The 24,746-nt window shown below is 70.4% G+C and carries 17 protein-coding genes; 7 read left to right on the plus strand and 10 right to left on the minus strand.

Annotated features, from left to right (window positions below; all coding sequences use genetic code 11):
- Positions 1-6 precede the first annotated feature (6 nt).
- Entirely contained in the window at positions 7-1,578 is a 1,572-nt protein-coding gene (locus tag NF4_RS32425; protein ID WP_084533738.1) for a carboxylesterase/lipase family protein, read from the minus strand.
- 116 nt (positions 1,579-1,694) lie between these two features.
- On the opposite strand from NF4_RS32425, the gene NF4_RS32430 reads away from it, so the two are divergent.
- The gene (locus NF4_RS32430) at positions 1,695-1,916 is read left to right on the plus strand and encodes an FmdB family zinc ribbon protein (protein WP_063131220.1); all 222 of its coding nucleotides are present in this window, start codon (positions 1,695-1,697) and stop codon (positions 1,914-1,916) included.
- Positions 1,917-2,008: 92 nt separating this feature from the next.
- On the opposite strand, the gene NF4_RS32435 is transcribed toward NF4_RS32430, so the two are convergent.
- The 4 genes from NF4_RS32435 to NF4_RS32450 all read right to left on the minus strand — a co-directional run bounded on the left by NF4_RS32435 (position 2,009) and on the right by NF4_RS32450 (position 5,787).
- Complete coding sequence (locus tag NF4_RS32435; RefSeq protein WP_063131256.1) at positions 2,009-2,311, minus strand: Rdx family protein; 303 nt, start codon at positions 2,309-2,311, stop codon at positions 2,009-2,011.
- Between the two features lie 55 nt (positions 2,312-2,366).
- The gene (locus tag NF4_RS32440) at positions 2,367-2,756 is read right to left on the minus strand and encodes a YchJ family protein (protein ID WP_063131221.1); all 390 of its coding nucleotides are present in this window, start codon (positions 2,754-2,756) and stop codon (positions 2,367-2,369) included.
- A gap of 47 nt (positions 2,757-2,803) precedes the next feature.
- Positions 2,804-3,175 carry a hypothetical protein gene (locus tag NF4_RS32445; RefSeq protein WP_063131257.1) on the minus strand — a complete coding sequence of 124 codons (372 nt, stop codon included), beginning with the start codon at positions 3,173-3,175 and terminating at the stop codon, positions 2,804-2,806.
- A gap of 104 nt (positions 3,176-3,279) precedes the next feature.
- Positions 3,280-5,787: an AAA family ATPase gene (locus NF4_RS32450; protein WP_063131222.1), complete on the minus strand. Its 2,508-nt coding sequence runs from the start codon at positions 5,785-5,787 to the stop codon at positions 3,280-3,282.
- Between the two features lie 505 nt (positions 5,788-6,292).
- Between NF4_RS32450 and NF4_RS32455 the strand changes: the two genes are divergently transcribed.
- Genes NF4_RS32455 through NF4_RS32470 form a run of 4 tightly spaced genes read left to right on the plus strand, consistent with a single transcriptional unit; the run spans position 6,293 to position 13,864 of the window.
- Complete coding sequence (locus NF4_RS32455; protein WP_063131223.1) at positions 6,293-9,157, plus strand: SWIM zinc finger family protein; 2,865 nt, start codon at positions 6,293-6,295, stop codon at positions 9,155-9,157.
- Positions 9,154-10,260: an ATP-binding protein gene (locus NF4_RS32460; protein WP_063131224.1), complete on the plus strand. Its 1,107-nt coding sequence runs from the start codon at positions 9,154-9,156 to the stop codon at positions 10,258-10,260. The genes NF4_RS32455 and NF4_RS32460 overlap by 4 nt, the downstream gene beginning before the upstream one ends.
- Positions 10,257-12,689 (plus strand): DUF5682 family protein, encoded by a 2,433-nt coding sequence (locus NF4_RS32465; RefSeq protein WP_063131225.1) that lies wholly within the window; start codon positions 10,257-10,259, stop codon positions 12,687-12,689. Before NF4_RS32460 ends, NF4_RS32465 begins: the two co-directional genes overlap by 4 nt.
- Positions 12,686-13,864 (plus strand): VWA domain-containing protein, encoded by a 1,179-nt coding sequence (locus NF4_RS32470; RefSeq protein WP_063131226.1) that lies wholly within the window; start codon positions 12,686-12,688, stop codon positions 13,862-13,864. The genes NF4_RS32465 and NF4_RS32470 overlap by 4 nt, the downstream gene beginning before the upstream one ends.
- Positions 13,865-13,917: 53 nt before the next feature.
- Here the strand turns inward: NF4_RS32470 and NF4_RS32475 are convergent, their stop codons facing one another.
- From NF4_RS32475 to NF4_RS32490, 4 genes are all read right to left on the minus strand, one after another.
- Entirely contained in the window at positions 13,918-16,431 is a 2,514-nt protein-coding gene (locus tag NF4_RS32475; RefSeq protein ID WP_063131227.1) for an ABC transporter permease, read from the minus strand.
- 64 nt (positions 16,432-16,495) lie between these two features.
- Complete coding sequence (locus NF4_RS32480; protein ID WP_063131228.1) at positions 16,496-17,272, minus strand: ABC transporter ATP-binding protein; 777 nt, start codon at positions 17,270-17,272, stop codon at positions 16,496-16,498.
- A 164-nt stretch (positions 17,273-17,436) separates the two neighbouring features.
- A complete protein-coding gene (locus NF4_RS32485; protein ID WP_063131229.1) occupies positions 17,437-19,284 on the minus strand; it encodes a serine/threonine-protein kinase in 1,848 nt (615 codons plus the stop codon).
- A gap of 252 nt (positions 19,285-19,536) precedes the next feature.
- A complete protein-coding gene (locus NF4_RS32490) occupies positions 19,537-20,877 on the minus strand; it encodes a serine/threonine-protein kinase (protein ID WP_063131230.1) in 1,341 nt (446 codons plus the stop codon).
- Positions 20,878-20,986: 109 nt separating this feature from the next.
- On the opposite strand from NF4_RS32490, the gene NF4_RS32495 reads away from it, so the two are divergent.
- Together NF4_RS32495 and NF4_RS32500 are read left to right on the plus strand one after the other, a co-directional pair.
- Positions 20,987-21,757, plus strand: coding sequence for a deoxyribonuclease IV (locus NF4_RS32495; RefSeq protein WP_063131231.1), 771 nt, complete (start codon positions 20,987-20,989; stop codon positions 21,755-21,757).
- 217 nt (positions 21,758-21,974) lie between these two features.
- Positions 21,975-22,910, plus strand: a complete 936-nt coding sequence (locus tag NF4_RS32500; RefSeq protein WP_063131258.1) for a TauD/TfdA dioxygenase family protein — start codon at positions 21,975-21,977, stop codon at positions 22,908-22,910.
- A gap of 426 nt (positions 22,911-23,336) precedes the next feature.
- Here NF4_RS32500 and NF4_RS32505 read toward each other — a convergent pair whose 3' ends face one another.
- Positions 23,337-24,488 (minus strand): MCE family protein, encoded by a 1,152-nt coding sequence (locus tag NF4_RS32505; protein WP_269749670.1) that lies wholly within the window; start codon positions 24,486-24,488, stop codon positions 23,337-23,339.
- Positions 24,489-24,746: the final 258 nt, after the last annotated feature.

The following is a 24,746-nucleotide window of genomic DNA, read 5'->3' on the forward strand; positions in this document are numbered from 1 at the left end:
CCGGCCTCACGCAAAGCCCACCGCGCGCTCCCCCCAGGCCGTGAGCAGGTCGCCTTCCGGGTCCGGTACCACTCGGTCGATCGAGTCGATCAGCAGCGTGTCCCGCGACTCCGGATGGTAGGGCGGCCAGTGTTTCGACCCGTCCAGCGCGGCCGGGACGCCATGCGCGGCGAAGGCCAGCCAACGGCGCATCATCCGGCCCGAGACCTCGACGGCCTGCCTGCGGCCACCGAGCCAGAAGGTGGGGTCGTGGTCGAAGGTGCCGAAGTTGCCGAACACGTACGGCAGTTCGGTGGCGTGACCGGCGCCGACCCGGGCCGCCCGCAACATGGGCGTGGCGTGGTCGAACCGGTACATCCAGGTCCGTGAGTGCTGGGCGTGGCCGTCGGCCACCCACAGGGCCGGCATCCGGAACGCCGCGTCGGTGGACATGGCCAGCGCACCCCGTGGCTTCGCCAGGTCGGGATACACCGCGGTGATCTCCGCGAGCCGTTCCGCCGTCAACCCGGGATGCCCGGCCTGTACCTGTTCGAGCATCATGTTCACCGCTTGCGGGGTCACCGGCATGATCGGCGACCGGAACAGCCGGAACAGCGACGCCTCGTCCTTGTTGGTGCCGATGATGAGCGGTACCCGATGTGACCGCCCGTCCCGGAATCGGTCGGTGGGATAGCCGGGCAGCAGATCCTCGTCGACGACCGGGGCGGCGGCCAGAGTGCCGGGCGCCTGCAGCGGCACCTCGTCGATCAGGACAGCGGCGGCCCGCACGATCCGCTCGAGTGGGCATTCGAGCAGTTCACCGATCCGGGCGCGGGGCAGGTCGACCAGTTCACGGAAACGTTCGGCCACCCCGGCCGCGCGTTCCTTCCCGTACACAGCGGTGGCGGGCGGGCTCTGCGCGATGGCCCGCTGGAACAGGCCGGCGGCCCGCGGTGCGGTGAGCAGCGCGGTGACACAGCCGGCCCCGGAGGATTCCCCGAAGAGGGTCACATTGCCCGGATCGCCGCCGAAGGCGCCGATATTGTCGCGCACCCATTCCAGCGCCGCGAGCTGGTCGAGCAGGCCCAGATTGGGAACGAACTCGTCGGACAGCGACGACAGGTCCAGGAACCCGAACGCGCCCACCCGGTAGTTCACCGTCACCACCACCACATCGCCTGTCTCGGCCAGGTGGCGACCGTCGTAGACGCCCTGGGCCGCGGAGCCGAGGCAGTACGCGCCACCGTGCAGCCACACCATTACCGGCCGCGGTTCCTCCGACGCGGTGGCCGGCGCCCAGATATTGAGCCACAGGCAATCCTCGCCCATGGCCAGCGAGCGGTCCATGGGCACGGTGTTGGCCATATCCTGCGGCGCGATCCGCCCGGCGACCAGGCAGTCGCGGACCCCGTCCCAGCGTTCCGGGGCCCGCGGTGGCCGGAACCTGCGAGGCCCGGCGGGTGCGGCGGCGTAGGGAACACCCCGCCAGACAGATACCGCGCCTTCCCGGCGACCGCGGACCGCACCGAACTCGGTCCGCGCCACCGGGGCGCGCTCGTCGCCCACCGCAGGCGTCCCCTCGAAGCACTGGACGTTCATCACAGACCTCCTCTACCTGTGCATTCGAGGGTACGACCAAAGTGGTTACACTTCGGTTCCAGAAATATCGCGTTGCATCGCGAAAATGGGCCGCCGGGCCGCCCTAGAATTCGGCCATGCCGAGTTACGAGTTCCGCTGCCGCAGCTGCGGCGACACTTTCGAGATCAACCGACCGATGGCGCAGGCGTCGGATCCGGCCCGTTGCCCGCACGGCCACGACGACACAGTGAAACTGCTGACCACCTTCGCGACCACCGGACGCGCGGCCGCTCCGGCCGTCTCCGCGCCCGCCGCGCCTACCGGCGGTGGCTGCTGCGGCGGCGGTTGCTGCGCCTGATCCGCGACCCGGGCCGGATCGCCGCCCGGCGGCCCGGCCCGGTGTGTCCGCGGGGCGGCGTGGCGTCTCGACTGCTGCGGCCACGGCACGGCTCATCCCACGGCGCCGGGACCCGCGCTGCCGCGATCACGGTCGATATGGCCGAGATCGCGCTCCGGGGCGATCCGGTCGCGGACCCGCTGTTTGAGGACGGCGATATCCGGAAATCCCCCGTCGGCCCGGCGCTCCCACACCTGGGTGTCGTCGACCGTGATCCGGAAGACCCCGCCCGTACCGGGAATCAACGCGACCTCGCCGATATCGGTGGTGAAAGTGGTCAGCAGCTCCTGGGCCATCCAGCTCGCACGTAGCAGCCAGCGGCACTGGGTGCAGTATTCGATGGCGATACGCGACACGACAGGCACATTACCGGCGGACGGCACGGATGACCGGGCGGCCGGGGCGGACCGGTCACCATCGGTCGACCTCCCCGTCCACGTACTGCCAGCATCCGTCGACCCGCAGGAACCGGCTGGTCTCGTGCAACCGGCCCCGGCCCTCCGGTTCGCGATAGTGCGCGGTGAATTCGACGGTCCCGGATTCATCGAACGGACCGCCCCCGGCCGTGTGCAGGATCTCCACGAACAGCCACCGCCGGGCGGGGTCGAGATCGAGTTCGGCGGGGCGCGTACCGGCGTGCCAGGTGCGCAGCAGATAGCCGGTATCACCCACCGCGAAGGCGGTGAACCGGGACCGCATCAGCGCTTCGGCGGTGGGCGCCGGGCGACCGGCCAGCAGCGGTCCGCAGCATTCCCCGAAAATATCGCCGCGGCGGCACGGGCACGGCTTCGTATCATCCACCTCCCGATTGTGCCCGGTGGGCGCCGGCCGCCTCGGCTACCGCCCGCTCATCCGGGCACGGCGGCCAGTTCGGTGGCGATCCGGGCGGTGTCGTCGCGCCAGCGGCGCAGCTCGGTGACACCGGGCGCGAGTTCGTAATCGTGATGATGGGTGGCATGCGACAGCGCGGTCCACAGGGCGGCGATCCGGGCGGCGGTGAGCGGGTCGGTCACCACCCGCAGCGCCAGGAGCTGGGCCCGCATCGGACAGCGCGCGAGGTCTGGTTCGGTCCGCGACCACAGATCGTCCACCGACTGTTCGAGCGCGATCCGCAGGATCCACGCGGTCGCGCGCGACCAGACGCCGCCGGCGGCGGGCACCGATCCCTCCAGCAGCCGATCCACCACCGCCAGCCTGTCTCCGATACCGGGCCGCGGCACGGGGTCCTCGGCGGGCCGGGGCCGCACCGGCCGGCCGTCGGTGCGCGGGCCGCGGCTCCGGCCACCCCCTCCGCGCCGCCCCGAGCCCCGGTCCCGGCGTCCGCTCACCCCGCCAGCCACTCGGCGAAACGTTCGGTATCGGCGATCAGCTCGGCGAGATCGCGGTCGATCGGTACATGGGCGCCGGCGGTGGCATCGCGCACGACCTCGACCGCCCAGCGACCCTCCTTGGCCAGCTGTTTGTTCAGATCCTCGATCCGGTGCCCGGGACCCAGCACCGCGAGGGTGACCATCGCCCGGGTCGATTGGGCCCGGTCGATCCGCCGCTGCACCTCCCGGTGATCCATACCGCCGGCCAGCAGCACCCGCTTGGCCCGGGCCAGGCTCGCCGCCTCCAGCGCGGAACGGCAGCAGGTCGCGACGAGTTCGTCGGCGATGGTCCGGGGCAGCTGCGGAGTGCGCAGTAGAGCACGCGCGTCGTCGAGGTAGCGGTGGACGGGGTCGCTGGACAGCCGGACCTCCACCACCGAGCGTTCCCGGCGCTGCACCTCGACGATCCGGGCGTCGATCTGCATCCGGCGCACCGCCTCGGCGAGCCGGTCGTCGTGGGTGAACACCACCACCTGGCGTTCCCAGGCGACGGTGGCCAGCACCCGGGCCAACCCGTCCACTTTGGCGGGATCCATCGCCTGGACCGGATCGTCGATCACCACGAACCGGAACGGGCTCGCCGCGACGGTCGCACGCGGCAGGAACAGGGCCAGGCCGAGCGCGTGCAACTCGCCCTGGCTCATCACCCCGAGCGCGGCGCCGTCCACATCGTCCACGGTGACCTCCAGCTGCACCCGGCGCGCGCTGTTCGCGTTGCCCTGCAGATGGATGCCGCCCAGTTCGACGCTGCTCTGCTGGCGCAGGGTCTGCCACACCCACCGGGCGGTCCCGGCCAGCGGGGCCAGCCGCTCGTCCCGCACCCGCGCGGTGGCCGCTTTCAGCCACTCCTCGGCCGCGCGGGCGGTCTGTCGTTCCGCGGCCTGCGCGGTGACCGTGCGGGTGAGTTGGAGCCAGGCACTCAGGCGCGGCGCGAACGGCGCCCAGGCCTCGTCGAGCCGGTCCAGCTCCTTACCGGCGCACTGCTGGACGAAATCCAGTTCCACGGACAGATGCTCGTGCACGACACGTAACCGGTCGGGCAGTTGGTGGGGATCTCCCGATTCGGGCAGACCCACCCAGCGGGCCCAGGCCTCGCCCAGTGTCGCGGTGTCGAGGCCGGACCTTTCCGCCGCGGCCAGTGCCGGCGGAAGTTCGCCCGTGAGCACCCGCAGTTCCGCCAACGCCCGGGTGAGCTCGTCGCGCGCCCGGACGAGATCCGCGGTCCGCACCGACAGTCCGTCGATCGCGGCCGCGGTTTCGAGCAGCCACTGCCGGTCCAGCGTGCCGCCACCGCATACGGGGCACGGCGCGGTGCGGTGATCGTCGATTTCCGGGCCCGTCCGGGATCCGGGCGGGGAGAACGGCGGATCGGCGGCGGGCGTCCCGGACCGCCCGTGTGTGGTGACATGCGCGTAGGCGGCGCGCAACACGTCGAGGACGCGCAGGTCCGCGGCTATTTCGGGGGAGGTCGCCGCGGCGGCCGCGGCGACCGCGGCGGATATCCGGGTCGCCAGCGCCGCGACCCGCTCGGCCGACGGCAGTTCCAGGGCGAGTACCGCGCGTAACGCGGCCGGTTCCGGCCCGCCGGCGATATCGCCCACCAGACCCTCGAGCGCGGCGATATCGGGGTTCGGCTCGCGCAACAGCGCGACCGCGCGCCGCGCGCGCTGATCGGTGACCTCGGCGAGTTCGGTCAGCAGGGTCTGCCTGTCCCGGCGCGCGGTCCGGGCCGCGCGCTCGAGGTCCAGGCGACGGACCCGGATCCGCTCGTGCGCGACGATCAGTTCGTCCAGACCGAGCAGCTGGTGCAGCGCGTCGAACAGTTCGCTGGGCTTCCCGTCCACCAGCGCGCCGAGTTCGCTGTAGGACAGGAACGGCCGGTACAACTCCATGGGCAGCGCCCAGTCACCGCTCGCGAACACCTGCGCGGGCCCGTCCCCGCGCCGCTGGGTCCAGGTGCCGCCCGGCAATGGTTCCTCGGCACCCCACTCCCGGGCGACGGTCAGCGCGGGTTCCGGACCGTCGGTACGCAGTTCCAGTTCCACCCGGACCGGGCCGGACCGGTGCAGGTTGCGCCAACCCTCGCGCCACGCGGTCGAACGGCCATCCCAGCGCCGATTGCCGCCGGTCAACGCGAGTTCCGCGGCTTCGGCGAAACTCGATTTCCCGCTGCCGTTGCGGCCGGTCACCAGCGTCAGCCCCGGGCCGGTGGGCAGCTCGAGAGTGGTCTCCGGGCCGATACCGCGGAATCCCCGCACCCGGATGGCGCTCAGGAAGACGCCGTCGAGTCCGGAACTCGTTGCGCTCGCCGTCGATTCGGCGGAGCCGGGCGGCGGATCGAGGGCCGCGCGCACGAGCGCGGCCACCGCGGCGGGAATATCCGGATCCGCATCGATGCGGCGCGCTATCACGTCGGTGGGCCGGACGAATGTCGCCCCGGATTCCTCACGCACAGAGTTCACGGAAGTTCTCCACCCCCTCGAGGCCACACGCCTGTCGAGCCCCCATGTGTGGTCGTACGGTCGAAAGCTGTGCGAAACGCTACCCGATAGTGGCCGTTCCGGACAGAGCCGGTTCCCGGCTCCGTCCCGGACGGTTGCGATACACCGCGCCGGAACCGAGCGCGGGGAAGTACGCACGGCCGGCGGCTCGAACATGCCCGCGGGGATGGGATCTGGTCATCGGCCGACCCGACCGGCTGCCGATGGCCACCCCTCGCCAACCCCGTCGGGCAGCTCGTCGGTGTGTCACCCTTCAGGGGTGGCTCGGTCTGGCCGAACAGGACAGAATGCCAGACTCGATCGGATCACGCAACATTTACGGTATTGCCCCGCGCCTCGAATATGCTTCGGCGCCAAGCTCTTCCATTGATGACCATGCCGCGGAGAGATTCTGTCGGTGCGGTGCGATAGAAATCTCTCGACCGAGAGACGGGGGCATCATGACCGACCGAAACGAGTCCGCCGGATGACACAACGGTGGAGCGAGAACCAGGTGACAGCACTCGCGCCCGATACGAGTTCCCTCACCGCCGCCCGCAAACTGGCCGGAAAATGGTCCGGCACCGGCTGGTCCGGGACCACGCTGTGGGGATTGTGCAAGGGCAGCGGGCAAACCCCGTACCAGACGATCGTCGATCTGACCGGGCCCGCTTTCCGCTGTTCCTGCCCGAGCCGCAAATTCCCGTGCAAACACGCCCTGTCGCTGCTGCTGATCTGGTCGGCGGGCACGGTGGCGGAGTCCGCCGAAACAGCCGATTTCGCCGCCGAGTGGACCGGCCGGCGCGCCGCGAAGACGGCCGCTCCGCCGAAACAGCCGCGCGGCGGCGATCCGGCCACCGCGCAGCAGCGGCAGGAACGGGTGAAAGCCGGCCTGGCCGAACTCGATACCTGGCTCACCGACCAGATCCGCACCGGCCTGGCCCAGACAGATCGCTCCCACGCGGCGTTCGAGGCGGTGGCAGCGCGGCTGGTGGACGCCCAGGCACCCGGCCCGGCCACCGCGGTGCGCCGCCTGCCCGACGCGGTGGTGCGCCGGGCGAACTGGCCGGAGGTGCTGCTGGGCCGGTTCGCGTGGCTGCACCTGCTCATCACCGCCCATACGCGATCGGACACGCTGCCCGCGCCGCTGGCGGCCGCCGTCCGCGGCCATATCGGCTATCCGGTTCCGGCGGAAACGGTGCAGGCCGAACCCGCGGTGACCGATCGGTGGCTGACCGTCGGCATGCGCACCGAGGCAGAAGACCGGCTGCACACCCGCCGGACCTGGCTCCACGGCGTGCGCACCGGGCGGTGGGCACTGCTGGTGGATCATTCATTCGGCTCCCCCGTCTTTCCCGCGAACACCCCGCCGATCGGCCTCGCGGCCGAGTACGCGGTGCACTTCTATCCGGTCGCGGCGCCGCTGCGCGCGGTGGCCGGATCGGCCCGGGACGAGGCGGCACCCACCGCCGCGGAGCCACCGGAGACCGCCGGATCGGGGACCGCCGCCGCGGCGCTGACGGATTTCGCGACGGCGGCGGCCGCCGATCCGTGGCTCGAGTCCTGGCCCGTGCTGCTGCGCGGGGTCACACCTGTCCGGCAGGGCGAGGACTGGCTGATCCGTGAAGCCGACGGTACCGCGCTACCACTGGCGGAACCGGCACAACCGTGGCGGCTGCTCGCGCTGTCCGGCGGCCGGCCGGTGACCGTCTTCGGGCTCTGGACGGGCCGGCGGCTGGAGCTGATCTCCGTCCTGGCCGACGGAGATTTCCACGATGCCGGGCCCGCCGCGGACGCCGCCGGCTCCGCCGTCGCCGCCACACCGGAGGCGGCGTCGATCGCCCTGCTGGGTACCGCGCGCGGCGCGGGCACACCATCGGGGATCGGTGAACAGGTCGCCGCGGCCGTCGCGGCACTTCCGGAGCGGGATGCCGCGCAGCGCCTGCTCGCGACCACCGCGCTGGAGATGGCCTGGGCGCGTGGCGGCTATCTGCCCCGCCGGCTCGGAGTGTCCGGTGAGCCGGCCGCCGACGACCCCCGACCCGAACTCCCCCGCGTAGCCGCCGACCGGCTGGCCCTGCTGATCGAATCCCGGCCCGAATTCCTGCCCGAATGGTTCGCGGCCGCCGCGCCGCACGAGTACCGCGCCCCGCACCGGCTGGTGGGACAGCTGCTCGAATTCGCCGCGGGCAACGGCGAATCGCGCGAGGCGGCCCTGCGGCTGGCCGGTGCCCGCGGCCGCTGGCTGGCCGAGTGGATTCCGCGCTGGCATGAGCTGGCGCGGCGGGATACCGCCGAGACCGAACCCACCGAGGAGACCTGGCACCTGGGCCGGCCGCCGGAACGGCTCGCCTGGCTGACCGCGCTGCGGCACCGGGATCCGGCTGCCGCACGCGCGGCCCTGACCGAGGCGTGGCCGCGGGAATCGGGCGCGCCGAAGGCCGAACTGCTCGGGGTACTCGCCGATGGGCTGAGCGCCGCGGACGAGGAGCTACTCGAGCGGGCGCTGGGCGATCGCCGCGGTGATGTGCGCCGCATCGCCGCCGAGTTGCTGGCCCGGCTACCCGCCTCGGCGTTCGCCGAGCGGATGGCCGCGCGCGCCGCCGACTGGATCAAATGCGGTGATGCCGGTGCGGGACAGGGAACCGAGGTGTTCGTCGGCATCCCGGAGACGCTGGACGAATCGGCGATCCGTGACGGTTTCACCGACGGCACCACGGAATTCGGTTACCGCTGGAACGGGCAGCCCGATCTCGCGGCGACCCGGCTGCGAAAACTGGTGGCCGCGCTACCGCTGAGCTACTGGACCGGTCCCCTGGGGCCCCCGGTACGCGCGGTCGTGACGCACGTGGACGACCGTTTCCGGCAGCCGCTGTTCGACGGCTGGATGGATGCCGCCCTCGCCCAGCGCGATACCCGCTGGGGAGAGGCGCTGTTCACCGCCGGGATGCCGTCGAACCTGGCGATCCTGCGCCGTCGTGAACTGTTCGCGCTGCTCCCGCCCGGCGACCAGCTGCGTCATCTGCTGCGCCTCGGTACCTCCTGGCTGTCCGAACTCGAATCCCTGCTGCCCGCGGTGGCCCACCCCTGGCCTCCGGAACTGGCCCGGCATCTCCTGCACCTGTTCGAGGAACGGGCCCGGACCGCCGCGGCCCGGCGGGGCGCGCCGGGCACCTACCCCAGCGCACACCGTTCGCTGTTGCACACCGCCACACTCCATCTACCACCCGAATGCGCGGGCGAGGTCACCGCGCTGGCGGGCCGCTGCGAAGCCGACGACTGGGCCGCGGCCCTCGGACTGCTCGCCCACGACCTCCACCAACGATCCGCGATGCTCGAGGAGCTGACATGACCACCGCCGTCACCGAACCCGCCCCCGCGCTGCTGCGCCCGCACGCCGAGCAGGCTTTCGCCGACGAACTGCGCGCCCTGATCGCCGTGGACGATCGTCCGCGCCCGCCGTCGTGGACCATGTCACCGTGGGCGGTGGTCACCTATCTGCTGGGCGGCGCCCTCGCCGACGGCACCGTGATCAGCCCCAAATACGTGGGGCCGCGCCGGCTGATGGAGGTCGCCGTCGCCACCCTGGCCACCGATCGCGCCCTGCTGCTGCTCGGCGTCCCCGGCACCGCGAAGACCTGGGTCTCCGAACATCTCTCGGCCGCCATCAGCGGGTCGTCCACGCTGCTGGTCCAGGGCACCTCGGGGACCGCCGAGGAAGCCATCCGGTACGGCTGGAACTACGCCCGGCTGCTCGCCGAGGGTCCCAGCGATGCCGCGCTGGTGCCCTCGCCGATTCTGAACGCGATGCGCACCGGCGCCATCGCCCGGCTCGAGGAACTCACCCGGATCCCGTCGGATGTCCAGGACGCGCTGATCACCATCCTGTCGGAGAAAACCCTGCCGGTTCCCGAACTCGGGATGGAAGTGCAGGCCGCCAAGGGCTTCAACATCATCGCGACCGCCAACGACCGCGACCGCGGCGTGAACGAACTGTCCTCGGCGCTGCGTCGCCGGTTCAACACCGTCGTCCTCCCGCTGCCGGGCAGCGAAGCCGAAGAGATCGATATCGTGACCCGCCGGGTCGAGCAGCTGGGGTCGGCGCTGGAACTGCCCGAGGTCCCGGCCGCCGCCGAGGAGGTGCGCCGGGTGGTGCGTATCTTCCGGGAGCTGCGCGCGGGCCTCACCGCCGACGGCCGGACCAAGCTGAAGTCTCCGTCGGGCACGCTCTCCACGGCCGAGGCCATCTCCGTGATCACCAACGGTATGGCGCTGTCGGCGCATTTCGGTGACGGTGTGCTGCGCGCCGCCGATATCGCGGGCGCGGTGATCGGTTCGGTCGTCAAGGATCCGGTGGCCGATTCGGTGGTGTGGACCGAATATCTCGAGGCCGTGGTGCGCGAACGTCGCGAATGGGCCGATTTCTACCGCGCCTGCCGGGAGATCAACGGATGAGCGCCGCGCAGGCGGGCGAACCCGGAGAGACCCGGGTCTTCGGGATACGGCATCACGGCCCCGGTTCGGCGCGGTCGTTGCGCCTGGCGCTGGAGGAGTTCCGGCCCGACACCATTTTGATCGAGGGCCCGGCGGACGCCGACCCCTTGGTGGTCCATACCGCCGCCGCGTCGATGGCGCCGCCGGTCGCCCTGCTCGGTTATGTCTCCGACGAACCGGCCCGGGCCGCGTTCTGGCCGTATGCGGTGTTCTCCCCGGAATGGCAGGCGCTGCGTTACGCGGTCGACAACGAGATACCCGTCCGGTTCTGCGATCTCCCCGCCGCCCAGGTCCTGGCCGTCGACGACCGCACCGGGGGCCGTGACGCGCTGGCCGAACTGGCGGCCGCGGGCGGCTACGACGATGCCGAACGCTGGTGGGACGCGGTGGTCGAATCGACCTCGGACACCGGGACGTTCGAGGCCATCACCGAGGCCATGGCCGCCCTCCGCGAGACCGCGCTCATCGAACCGGAGACCGAAACAGTCACCGGCCCGACCGGTACGCCCGAAACCGGGGGCAGTACCGACGACCCGGAGGCTCCACCGGCCGGCGAGTTCCGGACCGCCGCCACCGATGAGGTCGGCAGCGGCGTTCCCGGCGCCGCACCGGCTGCCGAAACTCCCGGGGAGTTCCCGACTCCCGCACCCGACGAGGCCGGCGGTCCGGAGTCGGCGCCACCGCAACCCGAACCGTTGATCCTCGACCGGCACACCCTGATCCGCGAAGCCCATATGCGGCAGGTACTGCGCAAGACACGCAAGGACGGCGCCCGCCGGATCGCTGTGGTCTGCGGCGCCTGGCACGCCCCCGCGCTCCAGGAACCGCTCGGGCCCGCCGCCGCGGATCTCCGCCTGCTGAAGGGACTGCCCAAGGTCAAAGCGACCCTGACCTGGGTGCCGTGGACGCATTCGCGGCTCGCTGCCGCGTCCGGTTACGGGGCGGGCGTCACCTCGCCCGGGTGGTACCACCATCTGTTCACCGAGACCGAGCGCCCGATCGCGTCCTGGCTCACCAAGGTCGCGGGCGTATTGCGCGCCCACGACCTGCCGGTCTCCAGTGCCCACATCATCGAGGCCGTGCGGCTGGCGCACACCCTGGCGGCCCTGCGGGCGCGGCCGCTGGCCGGCCTCTCCGAGGTCACCGAGGCGACCCGCGCGGTGCTGTGCGAGGGCGACGATACGGCGCTGCGCCTGGTCGGGACGGAACTGGTGGTGGGCGAGGCACTCGGCGCGGTACCGCCCGAGGCGCCGACCGTACCGCTGGAAGCCGATCTGCGGGCCACGGCCCGCACCCTGCGGCTGAAACAGGAAGCGCTGGTCCGCACACTGGATCTGGACCTGCGTAAAGAACGCGATATCGGCAGATCGAGGCTGCTGCACCGGCTCCGGCTGCTGGGCGTGCACTGGGGCACGCCCAGCGCCGGTACCGTGCAGTCGAAAGGTACGTTCCGGGAGACCTGGGAGCTGCGCTGGGAACCGGAGTTCGCGGTCCGGGTGATCGAAGCCTCCCGGTGGGGTACCACGGTGCAGGCGGCGGCCGAGGCGAAGATCCTCGATACGGCCGCGCGCTCCGGCAGCGGGGTCACCGAACTCACCGAGGCGCTGGAATTCGCGTTGCTCGCCGAACTGCCGGGCGCGCTCGACGGGCTGATCGCCCGGCTCGGTTCGGCGGCCGCGGTGGACCACGATATGACCCATCTGCTGGCCGCACTGCCCGGTCTGCTGCGCACGCTGCGGTACGGCGACGTCCGCGGCACCGATACCTCGGCGCTGACCCATGTCGCCGACAGCATGCTGGTCCGCATCTGCGCCGGCCTGCCCGCCGCGGTCACCGGACTCGGGGACGACACCGCGGCGGCGCTGCGCGATCAGCTCGATACCGCCACCACCGCCGTCCACACCCGGAACCACGCCGAATCCACCGAACAGTGGCTGTCGGTACTCGCCCGGCTCGCCGACCGGCCCGATGTGCACGGCCTACTGGTCGGCCGGACGGTACGCCTGCTCTGCGACGCCGACCGGATCGATACCGAGGAGGCGGCCCGGCGGCTGGCGGCGGCGCTGTCGGTCGGCAACACCGCCGCCGCGAAGGCCGCCTGGGTGGACGGTTTCGTCGGCGGCCGCGGCCTGGTGCTGGTCCACGATCGCGCTCTGCTGCGACTCATCGACGGCTGGCTCGCCGGTCTGTCCGAGGAGCAGTTCGTCGAGGTCGTACCGCTCCTGCGCCGGACCTTCGGCGCCTTCGAATCCGGGGAGCGCCGCGCGATCGGCGAAGCCGTGCGCGACGGCCGCCCGGCCGCGCCCGCTCCCGAGGCCGCCGAAACCGACCCGGCCCGCGGCCTGCTCGCCCTGCGCACCGTCGCCGACATCCTGGGAGTCCCCGCATGAACACCACCGCACCGCACGGTGTCGCCGACGAGGCCCGGCTGCGCCGCTGGCGCCTCGTCCTCGGTGCGGCCGCCGAGCCGGCGCTCGGCGGCCTCGGCACCGCCGACGACAAGGCCATCGACAAAGCCCTCGGCGCGGTCTACGACAGCGGTAGCGGCGCGGGCCGCTCCCGCGGTGACCGGGCGGGCGGCCTCGGCGGGTCGGCGCCGCGGGTCGCCCGGTGGCTCGGTGATATCCGCACCTACTTCCCGTCGACGGTGGTCGAGGTCGTGCAGCGGGACGCGGTGGAGCGGCTGAACCTCACCCAGCTGCTGCTGGAACCGGAGCTCATGGAGGCGGTCGAACCCGATGTGCATCTGGTCGGCACGCTGCTGAGCCTGAACCGGGTCATCCCGGAAACCACCAAGGCCACCGCCCGGATGGTGGTGTCGAAGGTGGTCAAGGAGATCGAGGAACGAATCGCGACCCGTACCGTGGCCGCGGTGAGCGGGGCGCTCAACCGGTCCGCCCGCACCTCCCGTCCCAAACCGCGCGATATCGATTTCGACCGCACCATCCGCAAGAACCTCGCCAATTACCTGCCCGAGCAGCGCACCATCATCGCCGAACGGCTGGTGGGTTACGGCCGGCGGGCCCAAGCGGTGCACCGTGATGTGATCCTGGCGATCGACCAATCCGGTTCCATGGCCTCCAGCGTGGTGTACTCCTCGGTGTTCGGCGCGGTCCTGGCGTCGATGCGGTCTCTGCGCACCTCACTGGTGGTTTTCGACACCGAGGTCGTGGACCTCACCGAAAAGTTGTCCGACCCGGTCGATGTGCTGTTCGGCACCCAGCTCGGCGGCGGGACCTACATCAACCGGGCCATCGCCTACTGCCAGTCGCTCATCACCCGCCCCACCGACAGCCTGTTCTTCCTGATCTCCGACCTCTACGAGGGCGGGGTCCGGGAGGAGATGCTGCGCCGCGTGCACGCCATGAAGGAATCGGGTGTCCAGGTGGTGGTACTGCTGGCGCTCTCCGATGACGGCGCGCCCTCCTACGATCGCGAGAACGCCGCGGCGCTCGCGGCGCTCGGCGTGCCGGCCTTCGCCTGCACGCCCGACCGGTTCCCGGACCTGCTGGCCCAGGCGCTGAACCGGGGGGATCTCATGCGCTGGGGAACCGAACACCGCTGAATCCGGCGCGCACTCCGTGGTCCGGCCCCGAGGGCCGGACCACGGAGCCGGACTCACAGGTCGGCGATCGCGGCCAGCGGTGGCGTGCGGGCGGCCCGGATGGCCGGCCAGAGCGCGGCCAGCACTCCCACGATCGCGGAGCCGACCAGCATGTACACCAGCTGATCCCACGGCACCGCGATCTGGTCCAGGCCGAGATCCCGCAGGGTGCGCAGGAATCCGACACCCAGCCCCAGGCCCAGGACCGCTCCGACGAGGGCACCGAACACCGCGATCAACATGGATTCCAGGTAGATCGTGCGGCGCACCTGCGCCCGCTGGGTGCCCACCGCGCGCAGCATGCCGATCTCGCGGCGGCGCTCCACCACCGAAAGCGCCAGGGTGTTCACGATGCCCAGTACCGCGATCACCACTGCCAATGCCAGCAGCCCGTAGAGGATGGCCAGCAGGTTGTTGATCTGCTTGGCGTTCTCGCCCTTGAACTCCTCGCGGTCCAGGACCTGCACGATCACGAATTCCTCGGTGGCGCGCTCCAGATCGGTGCGCATGGACGCGAGGTCGGTCCCCGAGCGGGCCTTGATCAGTACCCCGACATCGGTCCGCAGGGATATCGGAACCGCCCGCTCGTAAACCGTCGACGGCACCATCAGCGGCCCCAGAATCTGCGAATCCGCGTACACTCCGGCGACCGTCAACGGAATCTCCGTACCGTCGAGGGTTTGCACCGAGAGCCGGTCACCGGCCGTCACGCCGTGCTCGGTCGCCTCGTCCTTGCCGAGCAGGATATCGGAGTCCCCGAGGGTCGCCGAACCGCTCAGCATGTCGAGGTTCACGACCTGGTCCAGGGGGCCGTCGGGCGAGGTGCCGAATTCGTCGTCGTCACCGATCTTCAGCGCGAGCCCGCGCAGACCCACGGTCTGCGCCGCCTCGGGCACCTTCGCCCGCACCGCGTCGGCGGCGCCGGTCGGCACTCCCATCATCTGCGGCCCGGCGAGGACATAATCGGCTTCAATCCCCTGGTCCACCACTCGGGAGATACTGACCTTCGCCGATTCGCCGAGCATGCCGATGGCGGTGACCAGCATGAGTCCCAGGGTCAGCGCGAACGCGGTGGCAGCGGTACGGCGGGGATTGCGGGTCGCGTTGTTGCGCGCCATGCGCCCGATCGATCCGAACGGCCGGATGAGCACGCCCAGTCCGGCCAGCACCGGGCGCGACAGCGCGGGCGAGGCGAACAGCACCGCCAGGATCAGGCCCAGCGCCCCGACACCCACCACGGCGGCCGCCCCGCCGCCGGTGTTGCGGGCACCCAGCACCACCAGCACGATTCCGGCGACCGCCAGTACCGCGCCGGTCACCGTACGCGCCCGCAGCGTGTCACCGGGGGAGGCGAACTCCTCGCGCATGGCCTGAACCGGCGGGATCCGGGAGGCTCGGCGGGCCGGCGCGTACGCGCTCACCACCGTCACCAGCAGACCGACCCCGAAGGCGACCGCCGCGGTCCGGGGTAGGACGGCCATCCGGCCCGTGGGCAACCCGAGGTCGAACGCGTTCAGCAGCCCGGCGAGCCCGTAGGCGAGCCCGATACCGGCCAGCAGGCCGAGCAGACTGCCGAGCACACCGACGACCAGTGCCTCCCCGACCACCGACCGGCCCACCTGACCGCGGCTCGCACCGACGGCCCGCAACAGCGCGAGTTCGCGCAACCGCTGCGCCACCAGCATCGAGAAGGTGTTGTAGATGATGAAGGTACCGACGATCAGCGCGATGGCACCGAAGGCCAGCAGGAAGTAGTTCAGGAAGTTCAGCGCTTCGGAGAGCTGGGCCCGCATATCTGCGCGCACCTGGTCGCCGTTCTGCACCTTGTAGTCCGGGTACAGCATGGACAGCCGGTCACGCAGGGTGTCCCCGGGTATGCCCGCGGCCGCGATATCGACGTAGGCGACATGGGTACCGTCGGTGAACAGTTCCCGGGCCTGCGCCTCGGTGAACTGCAGCCCGATGAAACCGCCGGTATCCGCCGGCGGCGCGTAGATGCCGGTGAGCGTGACATCGATCGGTCCACCGTGGGAGGGGACGAGCACCTTGGTGCGGTCCCCGACCTTCAGGCCGGCCCGTTCGGCGGCACCGGTGTTGAGGGCGATCTGGCCGGGTTCGGCAGGGGGTACACCGGCGACGAAGGGATCGGGCTCGGCGACCGCCCGCTGCGGCGGGAGATAGGCCTCTCCTGTACTGGGAGCGCCGCCGGTCTGCACCGCTTTCTTCCCGGACGGATCGAGCAGCACCACCGATCCCTCGATACCGGGGGCCACGGTGCGGACCCCGTCCATGGCGGCGATCCGGTCGACCACGTCCTGGGAAATACCCGCGGACTGTCGCTCCTCCGGGCTCACCCGCACATCGACGCCCTTGGCCTCGGTGGCGAAGATGCCGTCGAAGGTGCGCTGCAGCGTATCGGTGAAGACGAACGACCCCGCGATGAACGCGGTCCCGAGGACCACCGACAGCAGCGTCAGGGCGAGCCGCACCTTGTGCGCGGCGAGATTGCGCAGCGCCACCCTGCGCATGGGATGGGCGGCCACTACCGGACCGCCCGCGTCGGCCGGGGACGATCGCACGTTCCGGGGTGCGTCACCGGACCTCCAGGGCTTTCATCCGGTCCAGCACCGAGTCGGCGGTCGGATCCCGCATCTCGTCCACGATCCGGCCGTCGGCCAGGAAGACCACGCGGTCCGCGTAGGCCGCGGCGGTGGGTTCGTGGGTGACGATGACGACCGTCTGGCCGAATTCGTCCACCGCCGCCCGCAGGATCGACAGCACTTCGCCGGAGGAGCGGGAGTCCAGGTTGCCGGTCGGTTCGTCACCGAAGACGATCTGCGGTTTACCCGCCAGCGCCCGCGCACAGGCGACCCGCTGCTGCTGGCCGCCGGACAGTTCGCTGGGCCGGTGAGCCAGCCGGTCCTCCAGACCGAGCCGCTTCAGCACCGTGTTGAGCCATTCCGAGTCCGGGGCCCGGCCGGCGATATCGAGCGGCAGGGTGATGTTCTCCAGCGCGGTCAGCGTCGGGACCAGGTTGAACGCCTGGAACACGAAGCCGACGCGGTCCCGGCGCAGGGCGGTCATCTGTTTGTCGGACAGGTCGGTGAGCTCGGTGTCGCCGATCCGCACCCGGCCCGAACTGGCCTCGTCCAACCCCGCCAGACAGTGCATGAGGGTCGATTTCCCGGAGCCGGACGGTCCCATGATCGCGGTGAACTCGCCCCGCGCGAAATCGACCGTTACCGCATCCAGCGCGGTGACCCGCGTATCCCCGGACCCGTAGACCTTGGTCAGTTCGATGGCGCCGGCGGCGACGGTGGACGGGGTGCCCGGCTCGGCCGGGTCCACGTCGACAGCGTGAGCAGTCATGGGTCCAGTGTGTCGGGCCGCCGCGAGCCGCGCCATCCGGGATCGCCCTGACCACTCGTACACCTGAGGGGGCGCCGGGTACGCGGGTGGGATGACTCCCCGCCGGTGGGAAACGAAACGGCGGACCCCAGCTGCCGTGGGATCCGCCGTTGTCGCTGCGTCGCTCAGTTCAGAGGTGCCGACTTCCACCAGGTCAGCATCTCGTCGATGGTGCCGACGATGCCGTCGGTGTACATCAGGTACTGGGCTCGTTCGGGATGGTTGGTGAACACCGTGACCATCTTCGGGCCGTCGCTGTCCCATGTGTAGTTGGTGTAGGTCTGACCGCCGTTGGCGTCGGTGGACTTCTCCGAGGTCGCGGGCAGTCCCTTGACCACCGATTCCACATCGGCGGCGGAGGCGTAGGCGTAGATCCGGTAGAACGGATCGTCGTTGTTGTTACCGCCGTAGCAGCGCCATTGCCAGGCCCATTTACCGAAGTCGGGTTCGCCGTCGTCGGGGCTGGGCGTGTAGCTGCTGTCGGTCTCCCAGCATTTCGCGTCGTGGTAACCGACCTCTTCGGACGTCGACGCGGGCACCAGCTGCGGGAACTCCTTGCTGATGGAGTCCGCGGTCGCGGGTACCGGGGCCACCGTGGTCTGGGTGCTGGTGCCGGCGGCCGTGGGGTCGGTTCCGCCGCCTCCGCCGCTCCCGGCGAGGGCCACCACGCCGATGACGACACCGATCAGCACCACCAGCCCGATACAGATGGCGACGATGAGCCCGGTGTTCGACTTGGGCGGGCGCGGCGCCTGCTGGACCTGCGCCATCGGCTGCGGATAGCTCGTGGGCTGGGTGTATCCGCCCGGAGTTCCGCCGCCGTAGGGCTGACCGACCGGGGTGGTGTACCCGAGCGTGCCGCCGTAGGGCTGCTGCTGCCCGTCGCCGGGACCCTGCTGGAATCCGCTCGCGTACTGCTGGCCCGGCGCCCCGCCGGCATAGGGCTGGCCCTGGACACCACTGGCATAGGGCTGGCCCTGCACATTGCTCGCATACGGCTGCGCGGGTGCGCCTCCGGCGTAGGACTGGGGCGCCGCGGTGCTCGGATACTGGTTCGCCCCGCTGTTGTACGGCCCGGATTGATAGGACGGGTTCACCATGGTGGGCGGCGGTACGGCCAGCGGGATGGCCGGGGAACTCGGCGAGGTGAGCGCCTGTTTGGCGGCTTCGGCGAATTCGGTGCACGAGGTGAACCGGTCGTCGGGACGCTTCGCCATCGCCTTGGCCAGGACCGCGTCCAGCGTCGGCGGCAGTTCCGGCCGGGCCGCGCTCAGCGACGGCGGCGGCGACTGCAGATGCCCCTGGATGACCCCCGCCGGGTTCGTGGAGGTGAACGGCCCGCTGCCGGTGAGCAACCAGTACAGCGAACAGGCCAGCGAATACTGGTCCGAGCGGTGATCGAGGTCGGCACCGGTGAGCTGCTCGGGTGAGGCGTAGGCCAGCGTAGCGGTGAACGTCCCGGTCTGGGTGAGGTGTCCGGTGTCGTCGCGCAGGCGCGCGATACCGAAATCGGTCAGGTAGACCCGTTCACCACGGCCGCCGGTCGAACGGGCCAGCAGGATGTTGGCCGGCTTCACGTCCCGGTGCATCACCCCCATACCGTGCGCGTAGTCGAGCGCGGACGCGGTTTCGGCGATGATCTGGACCGCACGTTCGGGCGGCAACTTCTGCGGATCCACCGAGGCGGCGTCGATACCGTCGATGTACTGCATCGAGATCCACAGCTGTTCGTCTTCGAGACCGCGGTCGTAGACCGTGACGATATTGGGGTGGTCCAGGCGGGCGACCAGATCGGCCTCCCGTTCGAACCTGGCGCGCACCTCCTTGTCGAAGAACATCTCGCGGTTCAGCAGCTTGAGCGCTGTCATCCGCGGCAGCCGCGGATGTTTCGCGAGGTAGACCGAGCCCATCCCACCCCGGCCGAGTTGCCGGTCGATGACATAGCCGGCGAAAACATCGCCGTTGGCCAGCATGGTTGCTCCAATTCCCGCCTGCGGGACCGGGACCCACCGGTACGCAGGCGTAGACGAAAAGCGTGTCCGGGCCGCAGCGGTCCGGGCACGCGAAATCATCGAAACCATAGCAGCAGTCGAGATGACCCCGAGGGCTCTCACCGGTCCGCATACGCAGCCGCAACACGGTCGCTACACCGGCACTGCGGTGCCGGTGCGCCGCAGGACCCCGGCGCCGAGCCGGCCCACCGCGGGATACCCGGGGTCCTCGCGCTATGGCGTAGCGCCGGGATCCCGGGGCGGCCGGTGGGGTTGCGCCACCGGCGGGGGCATCCCGGGACGGTTGCGGAAGCCGGGCAGATCGATCACCGCCGGTTCGGCCGGACTCGAACGGTGCGCCTGGTCGGGGCGGGTGGCCCGGTCGTCCGCCGGGGCCACGGTGTCGGGCGCGTGCCGGCTGTCGGGGCCCGGCTGCCGGAACTCGGCCGAACCCGGTTGCGACCCGGCCGGGGGCCGATGGTCACCGGGGCCCGGCGGCGGGACGGGACGGCGGTGTTCGGTGGACCGGAAGGGCGGGGCCGCCCCGGGATGCGGGTACTCGGTGGACGGATACCGCGGCGGCGGACCGGGACGGCGGTGTTCGGTGGAGGGATACGCCGGCATACCCCGCGTTCCGGGTTGCCGGAACTCCCCCGAGCCGTACCCCGGAGCGGGTCCGGTCGGCCCCGGATACCGCTGCGCGGGCCGCAATCTGACCCCCGGCGGCCCGCCGCGCGGTCCCGGCGGGCGCAGTGTCCGCGCGGCGGCCGTCGCGAATTCGGTACAGCTGAGGAACCGGTCGGCGGGATTCTTGGCCAGCGCCCGCGCGAGGACCTCGTCCAGCCCCGGGGGCAGCCCGGGCCGGATCCGGGTGAGCCGGGGCACCGGCGCGGTCAGATGAGCCTGGATGAGCTCGGCCGGATTATTGCCGCGATACGGCCCCGACCCGGTGAGCAGCCAGAACAGGGTGCAGGCCAGTGAGTACTGGTCGCCGCGGTGGTCGAGTTTCGCGCCGGTCAGCTGTTCGGGTGCGGCATAGGCCAGGGTCGCGGTGATGGTGTCCGCCGCGGCGATGGTGGTTTCGGCGTCGCGCACCCCGGCGATACCGAAATCGGTGAGCAGTACCCGTTCCGGCTGTCCGATGGGCGGTTTCGCGAGCAGGATGTTGCCCGGTTTCACATCTCGGTGCAGCACCCCGTTGGCGTGGGCGAAGTCCAGGGCGATCCCGGTATCGGCGACGATCTGGACCGCCCGCCGGGGATCGAGGACGTGCAGATCCACCAGCGAGGCATCCGAACCCGGCACGTACTGCATCGAGATCCAGAGCTGTTTGCCCTCGGCGCCGCGGTCGTAGACGGTGACGATATTGGGATGCTCGAGCCGGCCCGCGAGTTCGGATTCCCGTTCGAACCGCAGGCGGATCTCCCTGTCGGAGTACAGGTCCGGGTTGAGTAGTTTCAGCGCGACCAGCCGCGGGAGCCGCGGGTGCCGGGCGAGGAACACCATGCCCATACCGCCGACGCCCAGCCGCCGCCGGATGGCATAGCCCGCGAAATCGTCACCGGGCTCGAGCATGGCCGATTCCCCCTCGTCGGGTCGTACGCGTGTCTTCCGGTGTATCTTCCCGCACCGCCCGGGCGCAACACGAGGGCCGGTTGTCGGTTGGGGCCGATAGTCTGACGCCATGCGCATTGGAGCACATGTCCGCACGGACAGCGACCCGATCGGGTACGGCGAGCGACTCGGCGCCGATGTCGTCCAATTGTTCGTGGTGGATCCGCAGAGCTGGGACAAACCCACCCCGCATCCGGCGACCGAGCAGATCCTGGCCAGCCCGATCGATGTGGTGGTCCATTCCTCCTATCAGATCAATGTGGCCAGCACCAACAACCGGCTGCGGATGCCGTCGCGTAACGCGGTGGCGCAGCAGGCGCGGGCGGCGGCCGATCTCGGCGCGTTCGGGCTGGTCGTGCACGGCGGTCATGTGCGCAACGACGACGAGATGGAGGCCGGTTTCGTCAACTGGCGCAAACTTTTCGAGCGCCAGCAGGACAAGGGCGGTTTCGCGGTCCCGATCCTGATCGAGAACACCGCCGGCGGCAACCACGCCATGGCGCGACATTTCGACAATATCGCCCGCCTGTGGGATGCGGTCGGCGAATACGGGGCCGGGTTCTGCCTCGACACCTGTCACGCCTGGGCGGGCGGGGAGGATCTGGTCGGCGTGGTCGAGCGGATCCGGGGTATCACGGGCCGGATCGATCTGGTGCACCTCAATTCCTCCCGGGACGAGTTCGATTCGGGCGCCGACCGGCATGCCAATTTCGCCGAGGGCACCATCGATCCGGAGCTGCTCACCGAGGTGTGCCGGACCGCCGACGCGCCGGTGGTGCTGGAGACCCCGGCCGAGGGTATCGCCGACGATCTGGCCTATCTGCGCGAACATCTCGGCTAGGCGCACCTCCGCATTCGCTCCGGCCATGCGCGTTTTGCGTACCTCCGCTTTCGCTCCGGCCGTGCGCGTCCACAGGCAACCCCGAAAACAAGCGCAACACACCCCGAGACCTGGTGGCGCAGCGTTGTGATCAGCGCGACCGCAATCCTGTTCGGTGCGGGGCCCCGGTGGTGTGCTCGAGAAGCGAACGATTCCGCTCTCGATCCGTGAGGTGCTCATGACATCCGAAAACGCCACCCCCGCCACCCTCCCCACCGTGGTCAAGCTCGGGTCCAGGATCGGAGCGCGCATCGACGGGGTGCGGCTGGGCGGTGACCTCGGTCCGGCGGCCGTCGAGACCATCCGCAAGGCGCTGGTCGAACACAAGGTGATCTTCTTCCGCGGCCAGGATCAGCTCACCGAGGACGGCCAGTACGAGTTCGCCGAACTGCTCGGCAACCCGACCACCCCGCATCCGACGGTCACCTCGCACGGCGAGAAGACCCTGGCCATCGACTCCGAGTACGGCAGCGCCAGCAGCTGGCACACCGATGTCACCTTTGTGGACCGCATCCCGAAGGCGTCGATCCTGCGGGCGGTCACCCTGCCGCCCTACGGCGGCTCCACCACCTGGGCCTCCACCGTGGCCGCCTACGATTCGCTGCCCGAGCCGCTGCGGCTGCTGGCGGAGAACCTGCGGGCGGTGCACACCAATGTCTACGACTATGTGGGCCGCCACGGTGAGCACCCGGACGAGAAAACCAGGGAACACCGCGCCGAGTTCGAATCCTCGCTCTATGAAACCGAGCACCCGGTGGTGCGGGTCCATCCGGAGAGCGGTGAGCGCGCGCTGCTGCTCGGCCATTTCGTGCGGAACTTCGTCGGCTTCTCGACCACGGAATCGCAGGCGCTGTTCCGGATCCTCCAGGATCGGGTGATCCGGCTGGAGAACACGGTGCGCTGGGATTGGCAGCTCGGCGATGTCGCGATCTGGGACAACCGCGCCACCCAGCACTACGCGGTCAACGATTACGACGGACAGCCGCGCCGGCTGACCCGGATCACCCTTGCCGGTGATATCCCGGTGGGCGTCGACGGCCGGCCGAGCACGGTTATCACCGGTGACGCCGGTCACTATTCGGTGATCGAGGCGCCGCGCGCGCTGGCCTCCTGAGCCGGTCGGCCCCCGCGGCCGGGGTATGCGCCGAGGCCCGCCGGGTAAACCCGGGTGCGACCGGCCGCAGGGGCATCCGCCAGACTGGTGGCCATGAACTATTGGCCACCGACAGGTTCGCCCCAGGCGGCACCGGGCGCTACCGGGGCCTTCCCGGCCGATCCCCGAGCCGGCGTCGCGGTCCGGGTCCGGATCACCTCGCGCCGCCCCCGTGGCGGCGGTGCGGGGGTCGCCCGGTGAAACGACGTCGTACTGCCCGCGGCCCGCGCGACCGCAATCGTCACGAACTGCGCGCCCCCGCGCACCGGCGGCCGACGGTCCATCCCAACCCCGCGGGACTCAGTGATAAGCCCTGCGGCGGCGTGATGTGTGTGCGTCCCGGGCCGGGGCAGCCGGAAACCGGGTCCTGATACCGCTGTCCCCTGCTCAGCGCATACCGGGCATACCGGCGAAGAGGAACTCGAACACGGTCGGATGATTCTGATAGATCCGGGTGGACGGGATGAACGGATTGACCTCCGCGGTGTCGGTGACCACGTAGTCGGCGTGGCTGCCCGGCACCCGGTCCAGGACGCCCGCGCAGCGCGGCCCGCCGGTGGCATTCACCGTGGGTAGATCGTTCGGGTACTGATAGGCCTCGGCACCGTACATGAAGCTCGCGTTGAACGAGGCGCCCGGATTGCGGCCGCCCATCAGATCGTCGGCCAGCGGCATCGCCTTGGCCAGACCGCGGATGACGCAGTCCAGGGAAGGTTTGTAGGCGTTGAGCAGATCGGTGGTGGGCCGTAGCAGATCGAGCGCGGTCGCCAGGTTCTGCTCGTTCTCGGTGAGCACCGCACCGGTGGTGTCGGCCAGGCCGATCGTATCCAGCAGTAGCGCGTCGAAGCTCTGCTCGTTGTCGGTGAGGGTATGGCTGAGAGCGGTGACGTTGTCGACCGTGCGCAGCAGATCCGGGGCGGTGTCGGCGTAGAGGTTCGTCACCGCGGCGGTGGCCTGGAAATCGTGCTGGAGCGCGGGAATGCTCGGGTTGATTTCGCGTAACAGCCGGTCCGCGTCCACCAGCAGATCGCCGAGTCGCTCGCCGCGCCCCTGCAGCGCGGTACCGAGCGCGGTGAGCGTGGCGTTCAGTTTCGCCGGTTCGACCATGTTCAGGACTTCGGTGAGCCGCTCGAACAGCGTGTTGAATTCGACGGTCACCGATTCGCCGCGCAGGACCTGCCCCGGCTGCAGGCGGCCGGCGGGCTGGGCCGGTTCCAGGAAGTTCACGTATTTGGCGCCGAACACCGTGGTGGAGCGAATATCGACCTGGGCGTTGCCCGGGACGAGTCGCATCAGGTCCGGGTTCATATCGAGTTCGAGGCGGACCTCCCCGTTACCGGATTCGATCTTTCCGACCCGGCCGACCTCCGCGCCCCGGAATTTCACCTTGGCGTCGGGATCCATCACCAGCCCGCTACGCGGTACCACGACCGATACCGGTTCCTTCGGCGCGAAGCCGCCGAAGAACATGACCAGCGAGAAGACCACGGCCAAGACGATGACCAGCACCATCCCCAGTGCCGCGAGTTTGTACTGCACTGCGGCCCAGACCGTGCGCGCAGTTGTCTGCCGATCGGACCGGTCGTGTATCGGTACCACCACTCACCTGCCTCGAACCGTTCGGCACCCCGGCGTGCCGAACTGAGCCGGATTTATGTCCAGACAGTTGTCCATGTTATGGCTGGCTCAAGCCGGGCGGGCGGTTTTCACCAATCACGTCCGGTTTCCGCCGTATCACACTGTTTGCGCAGGTAGAAAGTGAAAAAGGCCCGCTCACAACTGGGTGAGCGGGCCTCG

The organism is Nocardia fusca NBRC 14340, from assembly GCF_001618425.1.
GTDB lineage: Bacteria > Actinomycetota > Actinomycetes > Mycobacteriales > Mycobacteriaceae > Nocardia > Nocardia fusca.

Bases quoted from the DNA above. Each gene is read 5' to 3' on its own strand.
- NF4_RS32430 (WP_063131220.1), top strand. From the start codon at position 1,695: ATGCCGAGTTACGAGTTCCGCTGCCGCAGCTGCGGCGACACTTTCGAG.
- NF4_RS32465 (WP_063131225.1), top strand. From the start codon at position 10,257: ATGAGCGCCGCGCAGGCGGGCGAACCCGGAGAGACCCGGGTCTTCGGG.
- NF4_RS32480 (WP_063131228.1), bottom strand. From the start codon at position 17,272: ATGACTGCTCACGCTGTCGACGTGGACCCGGCCGAGCCGGGCACCCCG.
- NF4_RS32490 (WP_063131230.1), bottom strand. From the start codon at position 20,877: ATGCTCGAGCCCGGTGACGATTTCGCGGGCTATGCCATCCGGCGGCGG.
- NF4_RS32485 (WP_063131229.1), bottom strand. From the start codon at position 19,284: ATGCTGGCCAACGGCGATGTTTTCGCCGGCTATGTCATCGACCGGCAA.
- NF4_RS32460 (WP_063131224.1), top strand. From the start codon at position 9,154: ATGACCACCGCCGTCACCGAACCCGCCCCCGCGCTGCTGCGCCCGCAC.
- NF4_RS32500 (WP_063131258.1), top strand. From the start codon at position 21,975: ATGACATCCGAAAACGCCACCCCCGCCACCCTCCCCACCGTGGTCAAG.
- NF4_RS32495 (WP_063131231.1), top strand. From the start codon at position 20,987: ATGCGCATTGGAGCACATGTCCGCACGGACAGCGACCCGATCGGGTAC.
- NF4_RS32470 (WP_063131226.1), top strand. From the start codon at position 12,686: ATGAACACCACCGCACCGCACGGTGTCGCCGACGAGGCCCGGCTGCGC.
- NF4_RS32475 (WP_063131227.1), bottom strand. From the start codon at position 16,431: ATGCGCAGGGTGGCGCTGCGCAATCTCGCCGCGCACAAGGTGCGGCTC.
- NF4_RS32425 (WP_084533738.1), bottom strand. From the start codon at position 1,578: ATGAACGTCCAGTGCTTCGAGGGGACGCCTGCGGTGGGCGACGAGCGC.
- NF4_RS32455 (WP_063131223.1), top strand. From the start codon at position 6,293: ATGACACAACGGTGGAGCGAGAACCAGGTGACAGCACTCGCGCCCGAT.